General features: G+C 44.8%; 15 protein-coding genes. 4 read left to right on the top strand and 11 right to left on the bottom strand.

What is annotated here, in order from left to right:
* Position 1: 1 nt before the first annotated feature.
* Positions 2-925: a diguanylate cyclase gene (locus tag K6Y31_RS15065; protein ID WP_233053779.1), complete on the bottom strand. Its 924-nt coding sequence runs from the start codon at positions 923-925 to the stop codon at positions 2-4.
* Between the two features lie 328 nt (positions 926-1,253).
* Here K6Y31_RS15065 and K6Y31_RS15070 point away from each other — a divergent pair, with 328 nt between their 5' ends.
* On the top strand, positions 1,254-3,368 hold the full coding sequence (locus K6Y31_RS15070) for a bifunctional diguanylate cyclase/phosphodiesterase (RefSeq protein WP_233053780.1): 2,115 nt from the start codon (positions 1,254-1,256) through the stop codon (positions 3,366-3,368).
* Positions 3,369-3,420: 52 nt separating this feature from the next.
* On the opposite strand, the gene K6Y31_RS15075 is transcribed toward K6Y31_RS15070, so the two are convergent.
* Positions 3,421-4,017, bottom strand: coding sequence for a hypothetical protein (locus K6Y31_RS15075; RefSeq protein WP_233053781.1), 597 nt, complete (start codon positions 4,015-4,017; stop codon positions 3,421-3,423).
* A gap of 202 nt (positions 4,018-4,219) precedes the next feature.
* Positions 4,220-4,531, bottom strand: coding sequence for a heat shock protein HspQ (hspQ, locus tag K6Y31_RS15080; RefSeq protein ID WP_233053782.1), 312 nt, complete (start codon positions 4,529-4,531; stop codon positions 4,220-4,222).
* 135 nt (positions 4,532-4,666) lie between these two features.
* Between hspQ and K6Y31_RS15085 the strand changes: the two genes are divergently transcribed.
* Positions 4,667-5,437, top strand: coding sequence for a phosphatase PAP2 family protein (locus K6Y31_RS15085; RefSeq protein WP_233053783.1), 771 nt, complete (start codon positions 4,667-4,669; stop codon positions 5,435-5,437).
* 193 nt (positions 5,438-5,630) lie between these two features.
* A complete protein-coding gene (locus tag K6Y31_RS15090) occupies positions 5,631-6,737 on the top strand; it encodes a substrate-binding domain-containing protein (RefSeq protein ID WP_233053784.1) in 1,107 nt (368 codons plus the stop codon).
* A gap of 67 nt (positions 6,738-6,804) precedes the next feature.
* Here K6Y31_RS15090 and K6Y31_RS15095 read toward each other — a convergent pair whose 3' ends face one another.
* The 3 genes from K6Y31_RS15095 to K6Y31_RS15105 all read right to left on the bottom strand — a co-directional run bounded on the left by K6Y31_RS15095 (position 6,805) and on the right by K6Y31_RS15105 (position 9,828).
* The gene (locus K6Y31_RS15095) at positions 6,805-7,188 is read right to left on the bottom strand and encodes a hypothetical protein (RefSeq protein ID WP_233053785.1); all 384 of its coding nucleotides are present in this window, start codon (positions 7,186-7,188) and stop codon (positions 6,805-6,807) included.
* Between the two features lie 300 nt (positions 7,189-7,488).
* Positions 7,489-7,935 carry a PA2169 family four-helix-bundle protein gene (locus K6Y31_RS15100; protein ID WP_233053786.1) on the bottom strand — a complete coding sequence of 149 codons (447 nt, stop codon included), beginning with the start codon at positions 7,933-7,935 and terminating at the stop codon, positions 7,489-7,491.
* 261 nt (positions 7,936-8,196) lie between these two features.
* Positions 8,197-9,828: a diacylglycerol kinase family protein gene (locus K6Y31_RS15105; RefSeq protein ID WP_233053787.1), complete on the bottom strand. Its 1,632-nt coding sequence runs from the start codon at positions 9,826-9,828 to the stop codon at positions 8,197-8,199.
* 452 nt (positions 9,829-10,280) lie between these two features.
* Here K6Y31_RS15105 and K6Y31_RS15110 point away from each other — a divergent pair, with 452 nt between their 5' ends.
* Complete coding sequence (locus K6Y31_RS15110) at positions 10,281-11,165, top strand: LysR substrate-binding domain-containing protein (protein WP_233053788.1); 885 nt, start codon at positions 10,281-10,283, stop codon at positions 11,163-11,165.
* Positions 11,166-11,384: 219 nt separating this feature from the next.
* On the opposite strand, the gene K6Y31_RS15115 is transcribed toward K6Y31_RS15110, so the two are convergent.
* From K6Y31_RS15115 to K6Y31_RS15135, 5 genes are all read right to left on the bottom strand, one after another.
* Positions 11,385-12,350: a TDT family transporter gene (locus K6Y31_RS15115; protein ID WP_233053789.1), complete on the bottom strand. Its 966-nt coding sequence runs from the start codon at positions 12,348-12,350 to the stop codon at positions 11,385-11,387.
* Positions 12,351-12,461: 111 nt separating this feature from the next.
* Positions 12,462-14,210, bottom strand: coding sequence for a DNA repair helicase RadD (gene radD / locus K6Y31_RS15120; protein ID WP_233053790.1), 1,749 nt, complete (start codon positions 14,208-14,210; stop codon positions 12,462-12,464).
* A gap of 397 nt (positions 14,211-14,607) precedes the next feature.
* A complete protein-coding gene (locus K6Y31_RS15125; protein ID WP_233053791.1) occupies positions 14,608-17,070 on the bottom strand; it encodes a glycogen/starch/alpha-glucan phosphorylase in 2,463 nt (820 codons plus the stop codon).
* 26 nt (positions 17,071-17,096) lie between these two features.
* A complete protein-coding gene (locus tag K6Y31_RS15130) occupies positions 17,097-18,014 on the bottom strand; it encodes a MalM family protein (RefSeq protein WP_233053792.1) in 918 nt (305 codons plus the stop codon).
* Positions 18,015-18,138: 124 nt separating this feature from the next.
* A complete protein-coding gene (locus tag K6Y31_RS15135) occupies positions 18,139-19,419 on the bottom strand; it encodes a maltoporin (RefSeq protein ID WP_233053793.1) in 1,281 nt (426 codons plus the stop codon).
* Between the last annotated feature and the right edge of the window lie 27 nt (positions 19,420-19,446).

A 19,446-nucleotide genomic window follows, 5' to 3' on the forward strand; every position in this document is an offset into this window, starting at 1 on the left:
ATTACCTTTCATCCTGAAAATCGGCCAACACAAAACGATTACGCCCTTGATCCTTGGCTTGATATAACGCAGCATCTGCTTGATTAAATAATAACGCCACCGAGCCACCTTGGCTGGGACATACACCCGCACCGCCAATGCTCACTGTCACATTGGGCGCAACGAGTGAATAGCCATGTTTAACCGGATCCGCTTGCAACGCTTGTTGCACACTTAAGGCTACCTTTTCGATGACCGATAACTCAGTCAATGTCAGCACAATAACAAATTCTTCACCGCCATAACGCGCTACTAAATCAACATTTCGTAGCGGCAGAGCGCTCAGTATTTTAGCAACGTGAACTAAGCACTCATCCCCTTGCTGGTGACCATAATGATCATTGAATGCCTTAAAGTAATCAATGTCGAGTAACAACATAGCCAGCATGCCACCAGAACGTTTCAGTTGCTGCCATTGGAAAGCCAGAAACTCATCCAACCGACGCCGATTGGCAATTTCAGTTAAGGGATCAATCGAACTTAACGCTTTAAGCAAATCACCGCGCCGTTTTAACTCTAGGTGATTATGCACGCGAGCACGAATAATGGCGCTGCTAAATGGCTTGGTCACATAATCAATAGCGCCAACATTTAAGCCTTCCTCTTCATCATTTTCCGAATCTTTAGCGGTAATAAAAACAACTGGAATATCAGCGGTTTCAGGATTACGTTTAAGGGCTTTGCAAACTTGAAAGCCGTCCATCCCGGGCATCACTATATCTAATAGAATGAGATCAGGTTTGTGTTCAAGCACGCGCCGCAGTGCTTGCTCACCATTTTTAGCCACCACAGTGTCATACCGGTCTTTAAGCAACTCGACCAAGATACTAATGTTGACCTTCTCATCATCTACGATCAGGATTCGATTACGCGTATCGGTTGACAACTGGGCGTTCCTTTTTCATTCAAGAAGGTTGCAACTCGGTGTAGACATGATTTTCGACATTGTATACACCAATAACAGCGTGTGACCATCATCGCTCTTATTAATAATGCTAATTTTATCAGCCCATTTATCCAGAGTAGAGCGCTAATATCAGCGAGGGCTCACAATTAACAACTTGTATGGGAACTAAATATAGACATAAATATCAAACAGCTAAAAAATATGTCTGTTAAACACGCAAAGGTTGCCAGCGAAACAGAGAATTCACTCTGAAATAGTCATGTTTCGTTATAAAAAATTAACTTACCCCTAACACAAGGACATGGTGTTGTTAAAAAAAGACCTGCCATTACAAGCCAAATATAGCTTAACCTTACTCGGCTTAACAGGTGTTTTACTGTGCTTATTTATCTACATCTTTTCCAATATCAGTAAGGATATTGCCGAGGAATTCAGTAGCAACGCACAAAATCAACTGAGCGATACCCTCGTTAGCAAAGTACGTGAGCAAGGACAAATCACCAGTCAATTGCTAGTGGCTCAGCTCAGCCAGACAAATCAAATAAATCAACTATCTAGCTTACAAAACTTAGCAAAACTTGTTGAAAAAAACCAATTAAGCTACGCATTTATCTATGATCAAAATGGCCACCTAATCGGCCCCTATCAGCAACAAGAAAATTTATGGCCCCATAATCTACCGAAATTACAATACCAGTCAGAGCTGGTCACCAATGGCATCGTCAACCTGTTCAACCCTATTCCGAGTCCCAGTAGTGACAGCCATACCATGCTAGTGATAGGTTTCCCGATAAGTACTGCCAAAGAAACCCGCTTACTGCACAGTAATCTAGAGCGTAGCTTAAGTGATAGTTCGGTCCAGTTCTTAATCCAAGCCATTACTGGCACCCTGATCTTTACTCTACTCGCTCTCGCTGCCAGCTATATGATTACCAGTCACTTTATTCATCCTATTCGATTACTAACCAATCGCTCGCGACGTCTCGGAGAAGGCGATTTAGAGGTAAGCCTGGCGCTTGAGCGCAGCGATGAATTAGGGGAGCTGTCGCGCTCATTACAGCAAATGCGTAACAATCTAGTGGACAGCTACAATGATATGTCACAGCTAGCTTGGTATGACCCACTCACTGGCCTTTATAATCGTGAAGGCTGTTTTCATCATTCACAATTATTGCTCAGTGAAAAAGCAGGAGCACAGGCAAGCCTAACGGTTATCAACTTAGACGGCTTCAAGCGTATCAATGACACCATGGGCTATAAAGAAGGTGATGAAACCTTGCGCACCTTTGCTCAGCGGCTGACGCAGCTAGTGCGCAAATATCAACAAACAGCCTTAATTGCGCGTGTATCAGGAGATGAATTTTTATTAGTCGTCGCTCAAGAGCAAAGTGAAGCAATCAGTACACAAATTGCGAGGGAACTGCTAGCCCTTTCACAACAAGCACTCAATACCAAAAAAAGCGCCCACCAACTCACCATGAGCATAGGCATTTCCTCTCGACCACGAGACGGAAACGACTTTGATAGCTTATTAAAAGCCGCATCGATCGCGATGCATACCGCGAAGTACGAGGGGAAAAACAAATACACTCACTATATCGCTGGCGGTAATCAAAACGAGTGGCAGCCAGAAACATTGAAAAAATCACTGCAATTAGCGATTGATAAGGGCGAACTTTACGTGCTCTACCAAGGGATTTTTGATCCCGACAACAGCATGGTCGGAGTCGAGGCTTTAGTACGCTGGAATCACCATAAGCTCGGCGCTGTCTCACCGGCACAATTTATTCCAATAGCAGAACAATTCCCAGTATTAATTGAAGACCTCACCTTGTATGTATTAGAGCAAAGTTGCGCCGCGTTTGAAGAGTTACTCACCGATGAGCAAGAAGACTTTAAAATATCAATCAATGTCGCCGCGTGCTTATTAAATAATCCCGAGCTGGCTGAACTATTACTGTTTAGCTTGAGTGAATACCACGTTAAAGCCAATCGAATCATTCTGGAAATCACCGAAACACAATTATTAACGGACATCGATTTTTGCTGCCAACAGCTGGCTAAACTCAAAGCGGCAGGCTTTACCTTATGGATTGATGACTTTGGCACTGGCTATTCATCGCTCAGCTATTTGCATAGGCTACCTGTTGATGGCCTCAAAATTGATCGCAGCTTTATTGAACAGCTCGACCAATCAAGTGCCGGCCATGCCTTTATAAAGGCCATTGTCGAACTATCCAAAGCTCTTGCGGTTGAAACATTAGCAGAAGGAGTAGAAACACAGGCGCAGCATGAATTATTAAAATCTTATGGCTGCCATTGGTTTCAGGGGTTTTATCTCCATAAACCAGCCTACCAAACCAATGTTATGGCCTTTCACCAGCACTACAAACCGAAAAAGTTACAGTGCGTGCCGGTTTAACTTTTCGATCTAATCTACACATTAACTGCAAACACGCCCCTACTTTCAGGAGTTATGGACGACGATGTTTCCGCTTATGCCGCCACAAAGACACCTGACACAGTGCTAATAACAATAAACCAATAATTAATAACAATATCGCACTCGTATACAAACTACTGCCAGCATAAAGATAAGCAACACTAGGCTGGTCAGCCTGATAAGCCACCACTAAAGGCTGCCCTGTCGTTTCAGCCAACCCCGTCGCCACATTTAATGCCGGACGACGCGCCTGTTCAGTGCGGTACTCTTCACTCGCGACTTGATAAAGGAACACTACTTTATCGCCTTGGCGTTGCCACTGATCGGCGGTTACTCGAGGCCAATCTTGAATATTCTCTGTTGTTTTATTCACCGCACCTAAATGCAATAAACAATAAATAGCGAGCGCAAACATTGCCAACCCGGCAATTTGCCCCACGCGTAAGCATAAGCGATAAAATCGACCTTTAAGTGTAGTATGACTTATCGATTGCATTGCTCGAACACGAAGTGAAGCATCAACAACTTCTAACTGATACGTGTCGACCAAGTACTTTTGTGCTTGTAACGGTTGCCCTTGCCCTAACAGATCCAAAAAGGCGGGATCTTTTGTAATTTTATCGTCCATCTAATATATCCCTACGGATAGCGCTAGGGTCTGTCGACCTTAGGCTCCTCTTCTTATAATTTGTACATTAGCAGTAGGGTGACACGCCCAGTGCTAATTTGAGCGTGATAGGGTACAACAAAACGCGGCAAGAAACAGGGAAGTGGCTAACAAAACAGCAATTTACATCTAAACCACTGCCCAGCATGGGGATTTAGCGCACTTAATGAATCGACTCATTAAGGAAATAACGCTCACCGTTAAAGTGAGTAAAAACCAATGCGAGCATGGGATGTTCAATATGCTCATGATCGGTGCTCACTAACAAATTCGACTCTGCAATATAAGCGAGCTTATTAGAGCCATCAACCATGACTAAATACCAAGGTTGTAGCATTTCCACCTGCGCATTAATTAAATGTTGATATTGTTGCTCCGCTAAATTAAAAGTGGCATCAACACCGTAAACCACGCCACGATATCCATGCACTTGATGATCGACAAGCTGACCCATATGAAATTTACAATATGTCATTTTGCTTCTCCTTGCAGCTGGGCTTACCACTAATTAGCCGTCCGCTGATGATGTTATTATTCTAATTTGAGTCTCATCGCAACCCCGTTTACACTACCTCTCTTTTGTAAAACCACACCCGAAGTTGGAAACACGATGCGCTTTTCTGTTCTATTTAGTTTTAGTTTGCTTAGCCTCTCTTTGCTGAGCTATCTATTCCAATTCTCTTGGTTTGATTTTATTCCTCAACAGGAACTTATTGGTAATACACTGGTTTCTTTTAGTTTTTTAGGTTCTACCCAAGGGATATTTATCCCTCTCATTTTTTTATCAATTCATTACGCCACCACCGCAAAAGAATGTTGGCGGGTGTTTTATTGTGCTTTTCCGTTGCTTACCATTGCCTTATTACTCGGCTGGGGATTGCAATTTATTGCCGAACAACCTCGCCCTAACGTAGTGGATTTAGTGAATGCAGGTTTATTATCTGCCGAATACTATCAACAGCCGATGGCTGAAAAACACACCTTAATGTCCAATGCATTAGTCCAAGCCCATGGCGTGCCTGAGTACGTTAAATCCGAATGGGTGATCGAGACCAGTTATGCCATGCCTTCTGCGCATGCTATTGGTAGCATGATGATCGCCCTCTATTTTGCGACCTTGTTCTTTGCTCGCCAACAAACCATCACTGGTTTCGTTATTTTAGGCTGGGCTGGCGTGGCTATTTTTAGCCGTTTATTAATGGGGTTACAACGACCGGAAGATATTCTTGTTGGCGCGCTCATTGGCGCGCTCGCGGCGCAGCTGGCCCTGCTCAATCGTCGTCGTAAATTAAATCAAGATCGCGCTATCGCAGAACTCAGAGCAAAGAAACTGGCAGAACAAGAACAAGCACCGGACGAATCAAAATCCGCAAGTATTTAGCTCATACTAAATACTTAATCCTTGATTAAGTCAGCGGCATTTGACTTAATCAAGTAAAGTGTTGCTCAGATCTCACTTATTAATATTTATTTGTCAAATTAAAGTAAAAAATAATGTATCTTAATGTTATTGATAACTTTTTATGGCTAAGAGAATGATGTGCATTTTAACTAAGCTTGCCTGGCGAACATTAGTGAAAAGTATTTTGTGCTCGTTTTTTCTAATTTATAGCTCTTTCCTCCTGGCCAACCCGATCACTTTTACCCCACTTTCAGCTTATTTACAGCAACATCCAGAACAACGCTTTATCAGCCAAAAATTTGCCTCTGTCGTTACCTCTCCCGGTCAAAAAAGCCAGATCGCGCAATCTCGGCCACTGCGTATATTTGTGGTTTATCCTGGTAAACAAATTTCAGATTATTGGCGTCGAAGCATTGCCTCTTTCACTGCTCGCCTTGATGAACTTAATATCCAATACGAAATAAAAACCCACTACACCCGCCCAAGTATGGCGCAAGAGCAGCAAGAACGATTGCTCAACAAGGCCACGCGCTATCGCGCCGATTACATAATTTTTACTTTAGATACAATAAAGCACAGTGAGCTCATCAGCCGCATCCTAAAAGTGGGTATGAGTAAACTTATTTTGCAAAACATCACCACGCCGGTCTTGCAGTGGCAAGATACACCGCCGTTTTTGTACGTCGGATTTGATCATGTCAAAGGCAGTCAAACCCTGAGCCATTACTTTAAGGAAAAAACGCACAAGCAAGGAGAATATGGCGTAGTACTCTGGTCTCCCGGCGTCATTAGCGAAACTCGTGGGCAAAGTTTTATTGACGATATTGAGCACTCCTCATCCCTAAAAATGGTGCAAAGTTACTACACTCAAGCGTCAAGGCAGTCAGCCTATCGCAGCGCAATGAACATACTCAAACAAAACCCTAAGGTGAAGTTTATCTACGCCTGCGCGACCGATTTAGCTCTAGGTGTGTTGGACGCCATCAGAGAAAAAGGTCTCACTCATCAAGTGATGGTGAATGGTTGGGGCGGTGGTGAGAAAGAACTCGCTGCATTACAACAAGGGGAATTAGACGTGACCATTATGCGGATGAATGATGATAACGGCGTGGCAATGGCTGAAGCGATTAAATTGGACCTAGCAGGTAAGTCAGCAATGGTGCCGCAGGTTTACTCAGGTGATTTTGCGCTGGTAACCAAAGAGACCAGTCAAAAAGAATTAGCACACCTCAAAGCCATCGCCTTTCGCTATTCAGGGCTACCATCGAGCACGCCTTAGTGAAGAGACTTGTTTTAAGGGATAACAGCAACACCAGCTATTAAAATGGGTGTTGCTTGTCTAGTACTTAAGCTGGGCGCGCATTCGCTCGCAACCAAGACACCGTCTCCGCGGAAATGTTAAAGGCATTATCGCCAATCGGAATAACTAACTCCGTTTTCGGTGGCAATGTTTGCAATAAATCGCCGCCTTGAACCTTACTAATATGTTGGCTTAGCTCTGCTACATCAGCCGCGAATTGCGAGATAACTAGCGACTTAATGCCCTCATTAACCTGAGAAGGCGCGTACGCTGGCGTGTGGCTCTCACCCTGTGCGGTTTTAATCGCATTTAATGGAATATAAAACACCGTATTTAAAAACACAGGCCAAAGGGTATTTTGATCGGTACTGCCTTGCTCTAGGCCTTCAATCAATTTAACAAATTCGGTTTTTTCTCTGGTTGTCATCATCACATCCTTGTATGACTAAAATTCAGTTTTATATTGCACCATAACACCGCAACAAAGAAGACTTAAAACTTTATAAGCTTCACACCTGAGCAATAAAATACTAAGAAAGGGCAAAAAATTGATGTTATTTGTAGCGAAGCCGACAAGCTAAGTAGCCAAGATAATAAAGCGACCCTAGTGTGAATGTTCAGAATCAAGTTGCCCTTTCGTGATTAGCGCGGGTCGCTTTATTTGAAGGAGCTTAATGCTAAAAATGGGCCAGCCCGAAAAGTCAGGCTGATTGCAATTTGGCAACAACGATTACGCTGTCTCTAACTGAAGCTGCTTCATTTCATCATGGCAGCTTTGCATACGGGCTTGGATCTGTAACAACTGACTTTTACAGTCTGGTGGTAATTGTTGTTTTAAGGCATCATCCACCTTCTCCAATACCTTATCTTCAATTTCTTCTAGCTGTGAGATGTAGGTTTGGTCTTTATCCGCACTCACTAGGGCGATTATCTTGGTGTAGGCCTCTCGTAACTCAACAGAGAGCGCTGAGTGAGTTTCAGCTTGGTCATCATCAAGCAAAATAAAAGTTTGTAAGTCAGAAATCGCCAGGGCTTTTTCTTGAATATTTCGCTCAAAAATACGCACTAAATTACCATTCGACGTTTTTCCTTTTGCCGCACTATAAAATTCTATACCGCCATTTAAAACTTTTACTAACTCTTTAATTGGACCCATTTCAAAATTTAAATTAGACATAATCAATCTCCTTTTCATTTATTGATGGTTTCAAAGCATGTGTAACCAATTAATGGTACAACTTGCGTGCTAGAAAGCTTATTACAAAAAGCCAGCGTCGCTAGCTAACAATAACCAATTGTAAAACAATTGGTTATGAAGTGCAGCTTTGCGTAATGAAATTTATTCATGTCACTGTTACGTACTCAGTATCGCCTAGTCATGCTACGCAAACACAGCTCAGCAACTAACAGAAAAACAACCACCAAAGCTCAACAGACCCTAGCATATAACCCTCAAACTGGCTGGCAGCACTTCAATATCCAGCTGAGTGGCTTGAGCAATTTCACCGTCAATACTGTATTTAAAACCGGCATCACTAAACAACTGGATCTTCTTCGCTTGGCAATGAGAAACTCGATAGTTAGGAGACGCTTCACCGCTAATCGCATTGCTCAGAGAGTTATTAATTAACTCGACTAAGCTCAGTAGTCGATGCACAGCACTTGGATCATGTTCAATTTGCGTAATATCGAGTAACCCATCTTGCCAATCTGGCTCACCGCCGCCTTGCGCTAACACTGTGGTACTTGGAGCCGCGTTAGCAACCGCTAAACTGCAATAAGAAAAATCTTGTTGCTCACCATCATCTATCCGTACCTTTAAATCTTGCGCTTTATTATTAATCACCGCGTTAATAAAGCCTTGAATGTAAGCCAACTGCCCAAGCTGATCTTTTTGAGCGCGATCAGCCTGATCGATCATTTGCTCTTCAAAGCCCACGGCAATCACTAACAACACGGTTTTTTGGTTACACAGCATAGTGTCCATTCGCTTTTCTTGATGCTTAAATAACGCATCACACGCCTGCGTGATAGGATCGATTTTAGTGCCTACTCCAAACAACACATGAGCTAACGCATTCGCCGTTCCCAACGGTAAAATAGCTAACCTATGCTGGCTGTTTTTCACCGCTGTCGCTACTTCGGCCACCGTACCATCACCCCCACAGGCAACAAATGTCATGGCTTGATCTTGCTGCTGCATGGATTTAACCACATCTGTGACATGGGTTTCGGGCTCGGTAAAGAAAAATTCAAGTTCATATTGCCGAGTTAACTGACCCACAATTTGATTCGCATGCTGTTGCCACTTACCAGAGCCAGAAACAGGGTTAACAATCAAATGTAGCTTGGGATTAATCCGTTCAGACATGTCTTTACTTAGGGTTAACAGCGACTTCATTTGTTTCGCGTTCAACCTCGCAGTGGTTCTGACTGTTTGGACTTTTTCAATGGCATCTCTGACCGTTAAATCTGGCTCAGACATCAGCAAATACGCACAGGTCATAAAAAATGAACGGCCTCTGCCTAAGGCGCAGTGAACCACGACCTTTTGCTTTAACTTATGCTGCGCACTGATCCAGCGTACGGCATGTTGTAGCTGTGCTTCGGTCGGTGAAAAGTGATCCAAAATAGGAATGTTTAAATAATACAAGCCCTCGTGCTGCGCCGACCAATTAAAGCCATCAAACTCCGAGGTAACATCTAAAATGGCCGTTACGCCTTCTGCTTTAAGTGCTTCAATATCGCTGGGGAAAAGTCGAGCAGCCAAATATAAGTTGGGGGTAATTTGTTGTATGGCGGGCACTGAATCATGCAAGCGCATAAAAGAGTTATACAGCTGAGCGCCAACCAAGTAAGGCAGTAAGATTAACTTAATCCACCAAGGGATCTGACCTGTAACCGACTTTCTAAATAAAGCCGGATAATTCATGGTGTAAGCAAACGTCACACTCGCAATAGCAGTAAAAATCCACAAACTGGGTATCAGTAGAAACCAATGACCCTGACTAAACCAAACAAAGCAAGCAGCGATCAGTAATAGTAGAACGTAATACTTAGTCATTTTCATTGTAGTGACTCTCCTGATAGTTAGCGGACGCTATTACCTGCATAGCCTTAAAATTTGATGCCGAGATTTAAAACCATAACATAATGAATATTAAAATATTTTTATATTCACACTCGTCTGACCATATCACTAGATAGGTACATATTACAAAATTGATGGGAGATCGATAAACGTTGCCCCCATCATCCAGAGCCTTGCACTTAGCAAAATTAGTATTCGCGATCGTTCATCGGTTAACATTGTCCATGATATACCCAAGATACCTCAAGATGCAGGATTCAGAGCCGCTCCCAAAGGGCGAGTTTTGTAGGCTGTTATGCTTTGTTGCTGATTTTCAACGTAGAATAACTATGTCTCAAATCAGCGTCGCGCCTAACAGCCTACAAATTCTCGCTGAACAAGCATCTTGAGGTAACTTGGGTATAAAGATTGCACTAACGAAAAGGCATTTAATGAATATCACGCTGAAGCAATTGCGCATCTTCACCACCTTGGCAAAAAGCGCCAATATCGGTCAGGCTGCACTGGCCCTCTCACTGACTAAGCCAGCCGTGAGCATGGCCATCAAAGAGCTAGAGCATCAGCTTAATCAAAGCCTATTTGAGCGTTTGCCTAACCGTCTCAAACTCAACAGCCAAGGAGAGCTATTACTGCCTTTAGCCCATGAGTTACTATCGCGCAGTGACGAAATTAGCAGCTTGTTTGATGGCAACCAGCTCAGTGGTGAGTTGCACATAGGTTGCAGTAAAACCATTGGTAATCAACTGATGCCGGCGTTGTTAGCACAATTTCGTCAACTGACTGGCCATCAAAGACAAAGTCTGCAAATTATGAACAGCCGTGATGTGTGCCAGTTAGTGGCCCGCTACGAGCTCGATTTAGGCTTAATTGAAGCTAATGTCTGTTTACCCGGCCAAGTGTTGATCCCTTGGCATCAAGACAGCATGTGTATTATTGCGCCTCCCAACCACCCTTTAGCACAACAGAAACAACTGCCACTGCACGCGCTCGATCAGCAAAATTGGGTATTAAGAGAAGATGGCTCAGGCAGTCGCGCCCTATTTAATCGTGAAGTTGCCCCACATTTAAACCAGTGGCACCTCGCCCTTGAGCTTAATGAAGCTATGGGCATTATTAACTGCGTGTCGAGTAATTTAGGGCTGTCTTGTATCTCCGAATTAACCGCCACCGATGCCCTGCAAAGCGGCAAGGTAGTGGCGCTCGATTTAGCCAAGCCGTTATACCGACCACTGTATTTAGTATTCCAAGAGAACAAACGACAAAGCGTACTATTTCAACGCTTTGTCGAGCATTTAAAGCAGAGTGTTAATGGCTAATTAACCTCAGTTTTGTTTAAGCTTATGACCAACGGATAAAGTATATATTTACTGCGAAATTTCGTTTTCAGGGATGAAAATGCAAAGCGTATAGGGATATATACCCAAACAAGCTTAAGAACTTCTGGTTGATAATTATTTACAGGGTCTTGTTTGGGTCTATTCACCGCGTTTTTGCCGGAAAAACAGACTGTGTTGCTTATCCATAACTCAGGTTAATTAACATTTCATCTGAAAACCGCGCTGGCTTTGCACTTGGTCAACCAGATAATGCAATGCGACATAACTGACCACCACAGTCGCAACCACCAACTCTAATTTAGCCAAGTGCTGTAACACCTCAACCCATGCGGGATTATGGCCCTGCTGTTCGATATAGCCTGCTAGTTTAAATAACGCGGTGGCACCGATCACGGTCGGGAAGGTAAAGGCAGCATAGCCGGGACTGAAAGGCAGTTGCAGTAAACGAAAAAAAGCTAAGTACAAAAAGCCGGTCATCAATATTGCCAGCACTAACAGCACAACCAATAGATGATAATCAGGTTGCGCCACTAAGTTTAAATACCCGGCCAAACCTAAGCTTGCGGGCGCGGCTAAAATAGCCAATGTCGGCTTAGCAGCAGTAGGTAATGAGCCGCAGCAACACAAACGAAACAGCATTAAAGGCAACAATACCGCATAGCATGCTAAGCCAAAGTAGAGCAGCACCGTCGCTAAGCTAGTAAATTGCGTGGCCGGACAAGTTAATGCCGCGACAATAATCCCGACCGGTGGCACAAACCAGCTAGGCACCATATCCGTTAACTTAAACTGACGCGCACGATGGTAAGTAAACATCAGTAAAAAAGTAATGTGCAACGCAATCGCTGCTAACCAGACCAACTTAGCGCCCAATACATGATGACTAGCAAACGTGCTCGCCACCACCATGCTCGCCATGGCGAAAGTAGGCACCACACTGCCCACTACCGGATGAGCCAAATCAGCCAGCAAGCTAGTCGGGTGTAACACAAATTTAATCAGCAACACCAACAGCAGCAGCGCTGCAATTTGCGCACTCAACAACTGAAAGTGACCCGCACCATTGGACACCTGATCCCAACCCCAACCTAAACTCGCAATCGCTAGCGCAAGGCCGGCCATTGGCGTGTGGATCATGCTGGCTCGTTGTCTGATACTTTTCATGGCGGGGTCCTGATTAACTACATACACTGAGTGTAAGCTAACTAAAAAGATAAGAATATTTGAATATTTTTAACCCACCATTAAGTTAAACTTAACACCTAGATCAAAAACCTAGAGTTGGTTAGCTTTGCGATACGCCCCTTCATAATCAAAAATTTTATCGCTGATCTTCCAGAAGTTTTTTTGCTTACGGGCAATCACAAAATCAGGTGCAATTAAGTGCTCGGCCTCATCGAGTACTTGTTGCAGCTGAGTAAACACCTTATGCGCACTGCCTTGATCAACACGCCGACCAAATTGTTGATTAAAAATAAACGCTTGGCCTTTGCTAGCAAGGTTAAAGTATTCCTGCAGCTCTAAGCCCTCTTCATCAAAATAAGTGATTTTCAATTTGCCCTTATGCTCACTGCACACCATACCCGAGCAGCGGATCACTAAGGCATCTTTTAGCTTTAATGCTGCCTTTAACTTATCGTCTGGATCCACCAAGGGCTGCTGACATTCGTGACACACCCGCGCGGCAATGTCATTTTCAGCATTACAATTAGGACAGTTTTTAAAGCGAAAACGAAAATCACACGCTTCAATCGTGCCATCATCTTCTTCGAAAAAGCCCTGACAGCGCCGGCCAAAATGCTCAGTTACCTTGCCTGCACCGTCGGTGCGCCCCCAAAACACATTGGCAAAACCACATGCTGGACATAACACTTGCACCGGCTCAGTGTCGCCAGCAGGCTTCTTTTCTCCCACTTCAGGCGCATATAAATCATATTGATTACCCGCGTAATCAATCACTAAGCAGTCTTCTTTGCCCGGCGCTAAACGCAAACCCCGACCGACAATTTGCTGATACAGACTGACCGACTCGGTCGGGCGTAAAATGGCAATAAAATCGACATGGGGGGCATCAAACCCCGTGGTGAGCACCGACACATTGACTAAGTATTGAATTTGTTTCGCTTTGTAAGCTTGGATCAAAGCATCGCGCTCAGGGGTTGGCGTATCGCCGGTGATCAAGGCACAAGAATAGTCCGCCAGATAACCCGCAATCTCTTTGGCATGCATCACGGTAGCAGCAAAAATCATAATGCCTTGGCGCTGCTGCTCTCGGGCAAGCTGGGTAATATGCTGCACGATACTCAAGGTGGCGCGCTGCTGTTGTTTAAGCAGCAAGTTAACATCATCCGCCTTATATTCCCCATTCGCCGTGGCCGACAAACTGGAAAAGTCATACATGGCAACAGTGGCGTCAATTTGCTTGGGTGGGGTGAGAAACTTATGTTTGATCATATAGCGCAGCGGCAATTCATAAATACAGCGCTCAAACACCCGCGGTTGATGGGATCGCACAATACCGTGATAGTGGTATTGATAAATCCAGCCTGTGCCCATGCGATAAGGCGTGGCGGTGAGCCCTAACACCTTTAATTTAGGGTTAAACTCGCGCAGTTGTTGGATCACTTGTTGGTATTGACTGGTGTCTTGATCCGACACGCGATGGCATTCATCAATGATCAACAACGAAAACTCACTGGCGAACGCTTCGAGGTTACGCGACACCGATTGCACACTGGCAAAAGTGACTTGGTGTTGGGTGTTTTTTTGTTTTAACCCTGCGGAAAATATCCCCGCGGTTAAACCATAGCTTTGATATTTAGCGTGGTTTTGCTCTACCAACTCTTTAACGTGAGCCAGTACCAGCACCCGGCGCCGCGCCAATTTTGCCAGCTCAGCAATCACTAAACTTTTACCCGCCCCCGTTGGCAACACGATCACCGCAGGCGCATCACTGCGACGAAAATGTTGCAACGTGGCATCCACCGACTCTTGCTGATACGGACGTAGGGTAAATTTAGACATAACAATCGGCTCAAAAAACTTCACTTGGGCTGATTATACCTGACTAAAAATCAAGAGCAGCATTAGCATGGGGATAAAGACAGGGGAAAAAATAACCACTAAACTAATATAACTAAGCTTAGTGGCTAGAGCATCACGCTAAGTTGTAAATAAAAGAACGACGGGGACGACTTAACCTCAGTTCAGCCTGGGTCTGTGAACCAGTATGTTTTCCCTGCAAAACGTGGTGAATATATCCCTATACACTTTGCGTTTTCGTCCATGAAAACGAAACTTGCCGGAAAAACATACGCTATCCAGCGATACAGCCTTAAGCAGAACTGATGTTATTTAGCTTATCAAACCCGGGTGACTTAAAGCGCGGCCAATCCTTTGACCACGCGGTTACAAATAAAGGTTATTTCACGCTGACTTTTTTCAAGTGCCAAATATCGCGAACATAATCTTCAATCGAGCGATCTGAGCTGAATTTACCCAATCGCGCCGTATTCAAAATGGTGCTATGGAGCCACGCCGTTCGATTGCGATAAGCCTTATCGAGTTGTGCTTGCGCCTCAACATAAGCGGCAAAATCTGCCAACACTAAATACGGGTCGCCACCTTGAACCAAACTATGGGCAATACTACTCAAACGGCCCGGCTCTTCAGGGGTAAACTTATCGCCACAAAGCCAATCAACCACCGCTTTAAGCTCATCATTTTGCGCAATGTAATCTTGTGGTCGGTAACCACTTGCTTTTAGCGCATTCACTTGGTCCACGGTTAAGCCAAAAATAAAGGCATGCTCATCACCCACTTCTTCGGCAATTTCCACATTGGCGCCATCTAAGGTGCCCAAGGTCAGCGCGCCATTAAGGCCCAGCTTCATGTTACCTGTGCCCGACGCTTCTTTGCCCGCCGTTGAAATTTGCTCCGACACGTCCGCCGCCGGAATAATCAATTCGGCCAAGGTCACTGAGTAGTCAGGTAAAAACACCACTTTGATCTTGCCCTTGATGCGCTCATCGCTATTGATCACCGCCGCTACTTTGTTAATAGCATAGATAATATCTTTGGCTAAGCGATAACCCGGAGCGGCTTTGGCGGCAAAAATAAATACTCGTGAATGCATATCATAATTTGGATCCGCTAATAGACGACGGTACAAGGTTAAAATGTGCAATAGGTTGAGATGCTGGCGCTTATACTCATGTAAACGCTTGATCTGCACATCGAAGATAGCTTCGGTACTGACGTCGATGGCCAAGTTATCTTTAATGTAATTAGCCAGTTTTTGCTTGTTCGCTAATTTAATATCTGCATATTGCTGGACAAATTTCTTATCGGTGGCGTATTTCTCCACGCCCGCCAACAAGCTTAAATCTTTTTGCCACTGCGGCCCGATATTGGCACTGATCAATTGCGCTAACGCGGGGTTACACTGACGCAACCAGCGTCTCGGCGTCACGCCATTGGTCACATTGACTAAACGATCGGGGAATAAGGCATCAAACTCAGGGAACAAATCTGACTTAACTAACTGAGTGTGTAACTTAGCTACGCCATTTACTTTATAGCTACCAATCACACTCAGGTTCGCCATTCTAACTTGGCGTGGATAACCTTCTTCAAAAATAGACAGCTTGATCAGCTTTTCTTGGTCACCCGGCCATTGCTTCTCAACTACTTGGCTTAAAAACAAATAGTTAATTTCATTAATAATTTCAATATGACGCGGCAATACTTTAGCGATCAAATCCACTGGCCAAGTCTCTAACGCCTCTGGCAACAGGGTGTGGTTAGTGTAGGCAAAACAGCGCTGGCTAATCTTCCAAGCCTTGTCCCACTCAATACCTTCTTCATCAAGTAATATGCGCATCAATTCAGGGATAGCAATGGCAGGATGAGTGTCATTTAGCTGCATCACGTTGGTATCACAAAGGTTATCTAAAGAAGCAAAGTGCTCCTTGTGACGGTTTATGATATCGCGCACCGAACAAGCACATAAGAAATACTGCTGAATTAAGCGTAATTCTTTACCCATTTCTGATTCATCGTTGGGGTAAAGCACCTGAGTCACCGATTCCGCTTTTACTTTTTCATGTAGCGCTGACGCAAAACACCCTTGGTTAAATTGGTTAAGGTCAAACTCATTAACGGCGCGACATTCCCACAGCCTTAGAGTGTTCACGTTCTTCACCTCAAAGCCCACCACAGGAATGTCCCAAGGCACACCGCGAAGATATTGGCTTGGCACCCAGCGCTTACGCATGGTGTCGCCCTGATAATAGGTTTCAACATGGCCATATAATGGAATATCCAAAGCAAAGCTCGAACGGCACACTTCAAACGGATAACCATAATCCCGCCAGTTATCGGGATATTCTACTTGCTCACCGTTTTTAATACCTTGGCGGAACAAGCCGTACTGATAATGCAGCCCGTAACCCACCGCGGGGTATTCAAGCGTCACCAATGAATCCATAAAACAAGCCGCTAAGCGGCCTAGACCGCCGTTACCTAATGATGGGTCGCGCTCTTCACCACTAATGGCATTAATGTCTTGGCCTAATTCATTCAGCGCTTGACGCACTTTGTCTTCTAGCCCTAAGTTAATTAGGTTATTGGTGGTGAGACGGCCAATCAAAAACTCAAGAGACAAGTAGTTTACGGTGCGCGCACAATGATCGAGGCGAGTTTGCTTGAAGGTGCTCCAAGCATTTTCAAAAATCTCTTCGTTTAAGGCAAAACACGTGGCTTGCCACCAGGTATTTTGTGAGGCGACGTGTTCATTACTGGCCAGTGTAGTGCGCAAATGACGAACGATAGACAGCTTTAGTTTCTCGACACTCAGTGAGGTCGGTTTTTCCTTGGTTAACATACTAAACTCCAAATAAAAGGGTAATGCTATAGATTTTGTAAAGCTTCAAGATAAGTGGCCCGTGCCGAGGTTGAACCATGCTCGGTGGCTTCTAGCATCAGTTTTAGCGCCAGTTCATGGTCTTTATTGGCAACCGCCTTGTTGATGGCTTGGTTGTACATGGCTTCCGATTCCGCTAGCAATGGCTTAGCTGCAGTGGGCTCAGCACTCAAACTAACCTGATGATTTTGCGCCGCATCACGCGCCGTGGCGGTACTAGTGACTAAAATAGGGGCCGCTGGCTGAGTGTGTGTTTCCATCTTGCTCAGCCTAATCTGCACTTCGCCTGTTGCGACGTGCTGAATAAACAGATTAGGAATATTAGGTGGCTGATTTGATCTGGCCTTGGCTAATTGGCGGGCCGGATGCTCTATCTCTGTGGTGGCCAATAACTGCGCCGCACTGGTGGCAATAATCAGCGCCTGCGCCCCTTGTTGGCTATCCACCACAAAGGTGAGTTGCAACTGATCGGGGCTCATCGCAGTGGCAGGTTTAAGACTAAGCTGCTGTTGGCTATAGGTTTGTAAAATTTGGCCCTGAGCATCTATCACATAGACAGTCGGCGCGAATACCGATTTATAAATATCCGCACGAATATTTACTTGGTATTGGCCTTGGGGTATTTGCACCACTTGATAACGACTCGCGCCCAATGGCAAGGCCATACTGGCAGTGTCGCGGTCAAACACTAAGGTTGCTTGGTCTGAGCCAAGATGAATTGCCCGCTCATTGGCAACTGAATGCAAGGCCATGCGGGCTATGTCACTATCATACTCTAACGTTGCTTGGTCTGAGCCAAGATGAATTGCCTGCTCGTTGGCAACTGAATAGGTCTGCGCAGTGACTATACTGGCGGGCAAACCAAGCAGACCTATTAAGGCTAAACTGAGCATCGATTTCTTCATAGTGGATCCTACCTTTGCTAAATCCTTTGAGCTTTGGATAAGTGGAATAGTATGTCGCTAGGCTTAACCAGAACTCAGGATGAATTGAGCGCGGACTCAAACACTTGAGCCCGCGCAACGGGTGTTACCACCAAGCTTCCATTTGTAGGCCAAATGTCACTTGGTCTTTGCTATCGTTAGCAATTTCAATATCTGAGTTGTTGCCGTAGGTAACGAATGCGCGTAGTGCTGGACGTGACCAAATACTTGGGCCCGCTTGCCATTGCTGCGCTAAGGTCACTTTGGTTAAGCTGTTATCTTGACGGCTTGGATTAGCGATTCTTGCCGATGCATCCCAAGACACATCATCGTAGCCCACTTCCATTAACGTACTCATGGTGTTGCTCCATTTGTACATAGGGCGCACACCAACACTGAACCACTCACGGTTGTCAGTGCCAAAGCCTTTATTATCTAAATCGCTTTTCTCGTACAAACCGACATACAGCATTTCAATGTTGCTGCTTAGCTCAATGGCACCGTGGTTGATTACACGCCACGCATTACCTGAGTTGGTTTTAGAAATAGTGCCAGTGCTGCCAGCTTGATTGCCAAAGCCAGTCAACGAACCAGAGAAACCATTACCCGCCATGGCATCAGAAGCGTACTGCAGCACAAACTTGTTAAAGCCGTTCATGATTGGCAAGGTGTGCTCAGCCGTTAGCATGAACCCATCTTGCGCAAAATCACTGTGTAGCTTGTTAGTATCCGTTTCTGAATACTTAGCGTAGTTAACGCCCAGCTCCAGTGAGCCGGCATTACCTAGTTGAATATCGGAGAAGCGCAAATCTAAGTTATTGCCGGTAAAGCTTGTCGCCTCTGTCCACTCGTTGCCAATTTCACTATTACCACCGGTGTCTTGCGTATTGCGCAGCCAAGCTAATGACATTTTAGCGCCGCCAAGATCAATGTTTTCAATACCGCCGCCCGGCGCTGAAGTATTCCAGTAATAGAAGTCAATAATGTGCGAATCATGACGTTGGTAGAAGCGTTTACCCGCCCAAATTTTCGCGCCAGGGAGCGACTCAATTAAGTTTTCACCAACCACAACCGCTTCACGAAAAGCAGGGTTGGTGCTTTCCCAATCATTTGCTTGATCAACACTAAAAGCCATATTGGTATCAAGGTAGAAACGCTTACCGTCTTCATTGTAAAGCTCTTGACCAAACTTAAACTCACCATAAGTTTCCGTTTCATTGCCTAAACGATACTTAGCGCCGGCACCATCGGCCTTCATTGCGATTTGATCGCCGCCATCGCTACTCGCGCCGATGCCTGAACGTAAGTAACCATGAAAGTCGACAGCCATTGCTTGACTGGCGAGTAGTGCTGCAGAAACTGCGGCCGCAAGAGGTAGTATTTTCATTGTTTTGCTTCCTGTTTTGACATAATT

Source organism: Motilimonas cestriensis (assembly GCF_021295315.1).
Lineage (GTDB): Bacteria > Pseudomonadota > Gammaproteobacteria > Enterobacterales > CBDFNC01 > Motilimonas > Motilimonas cestriensis.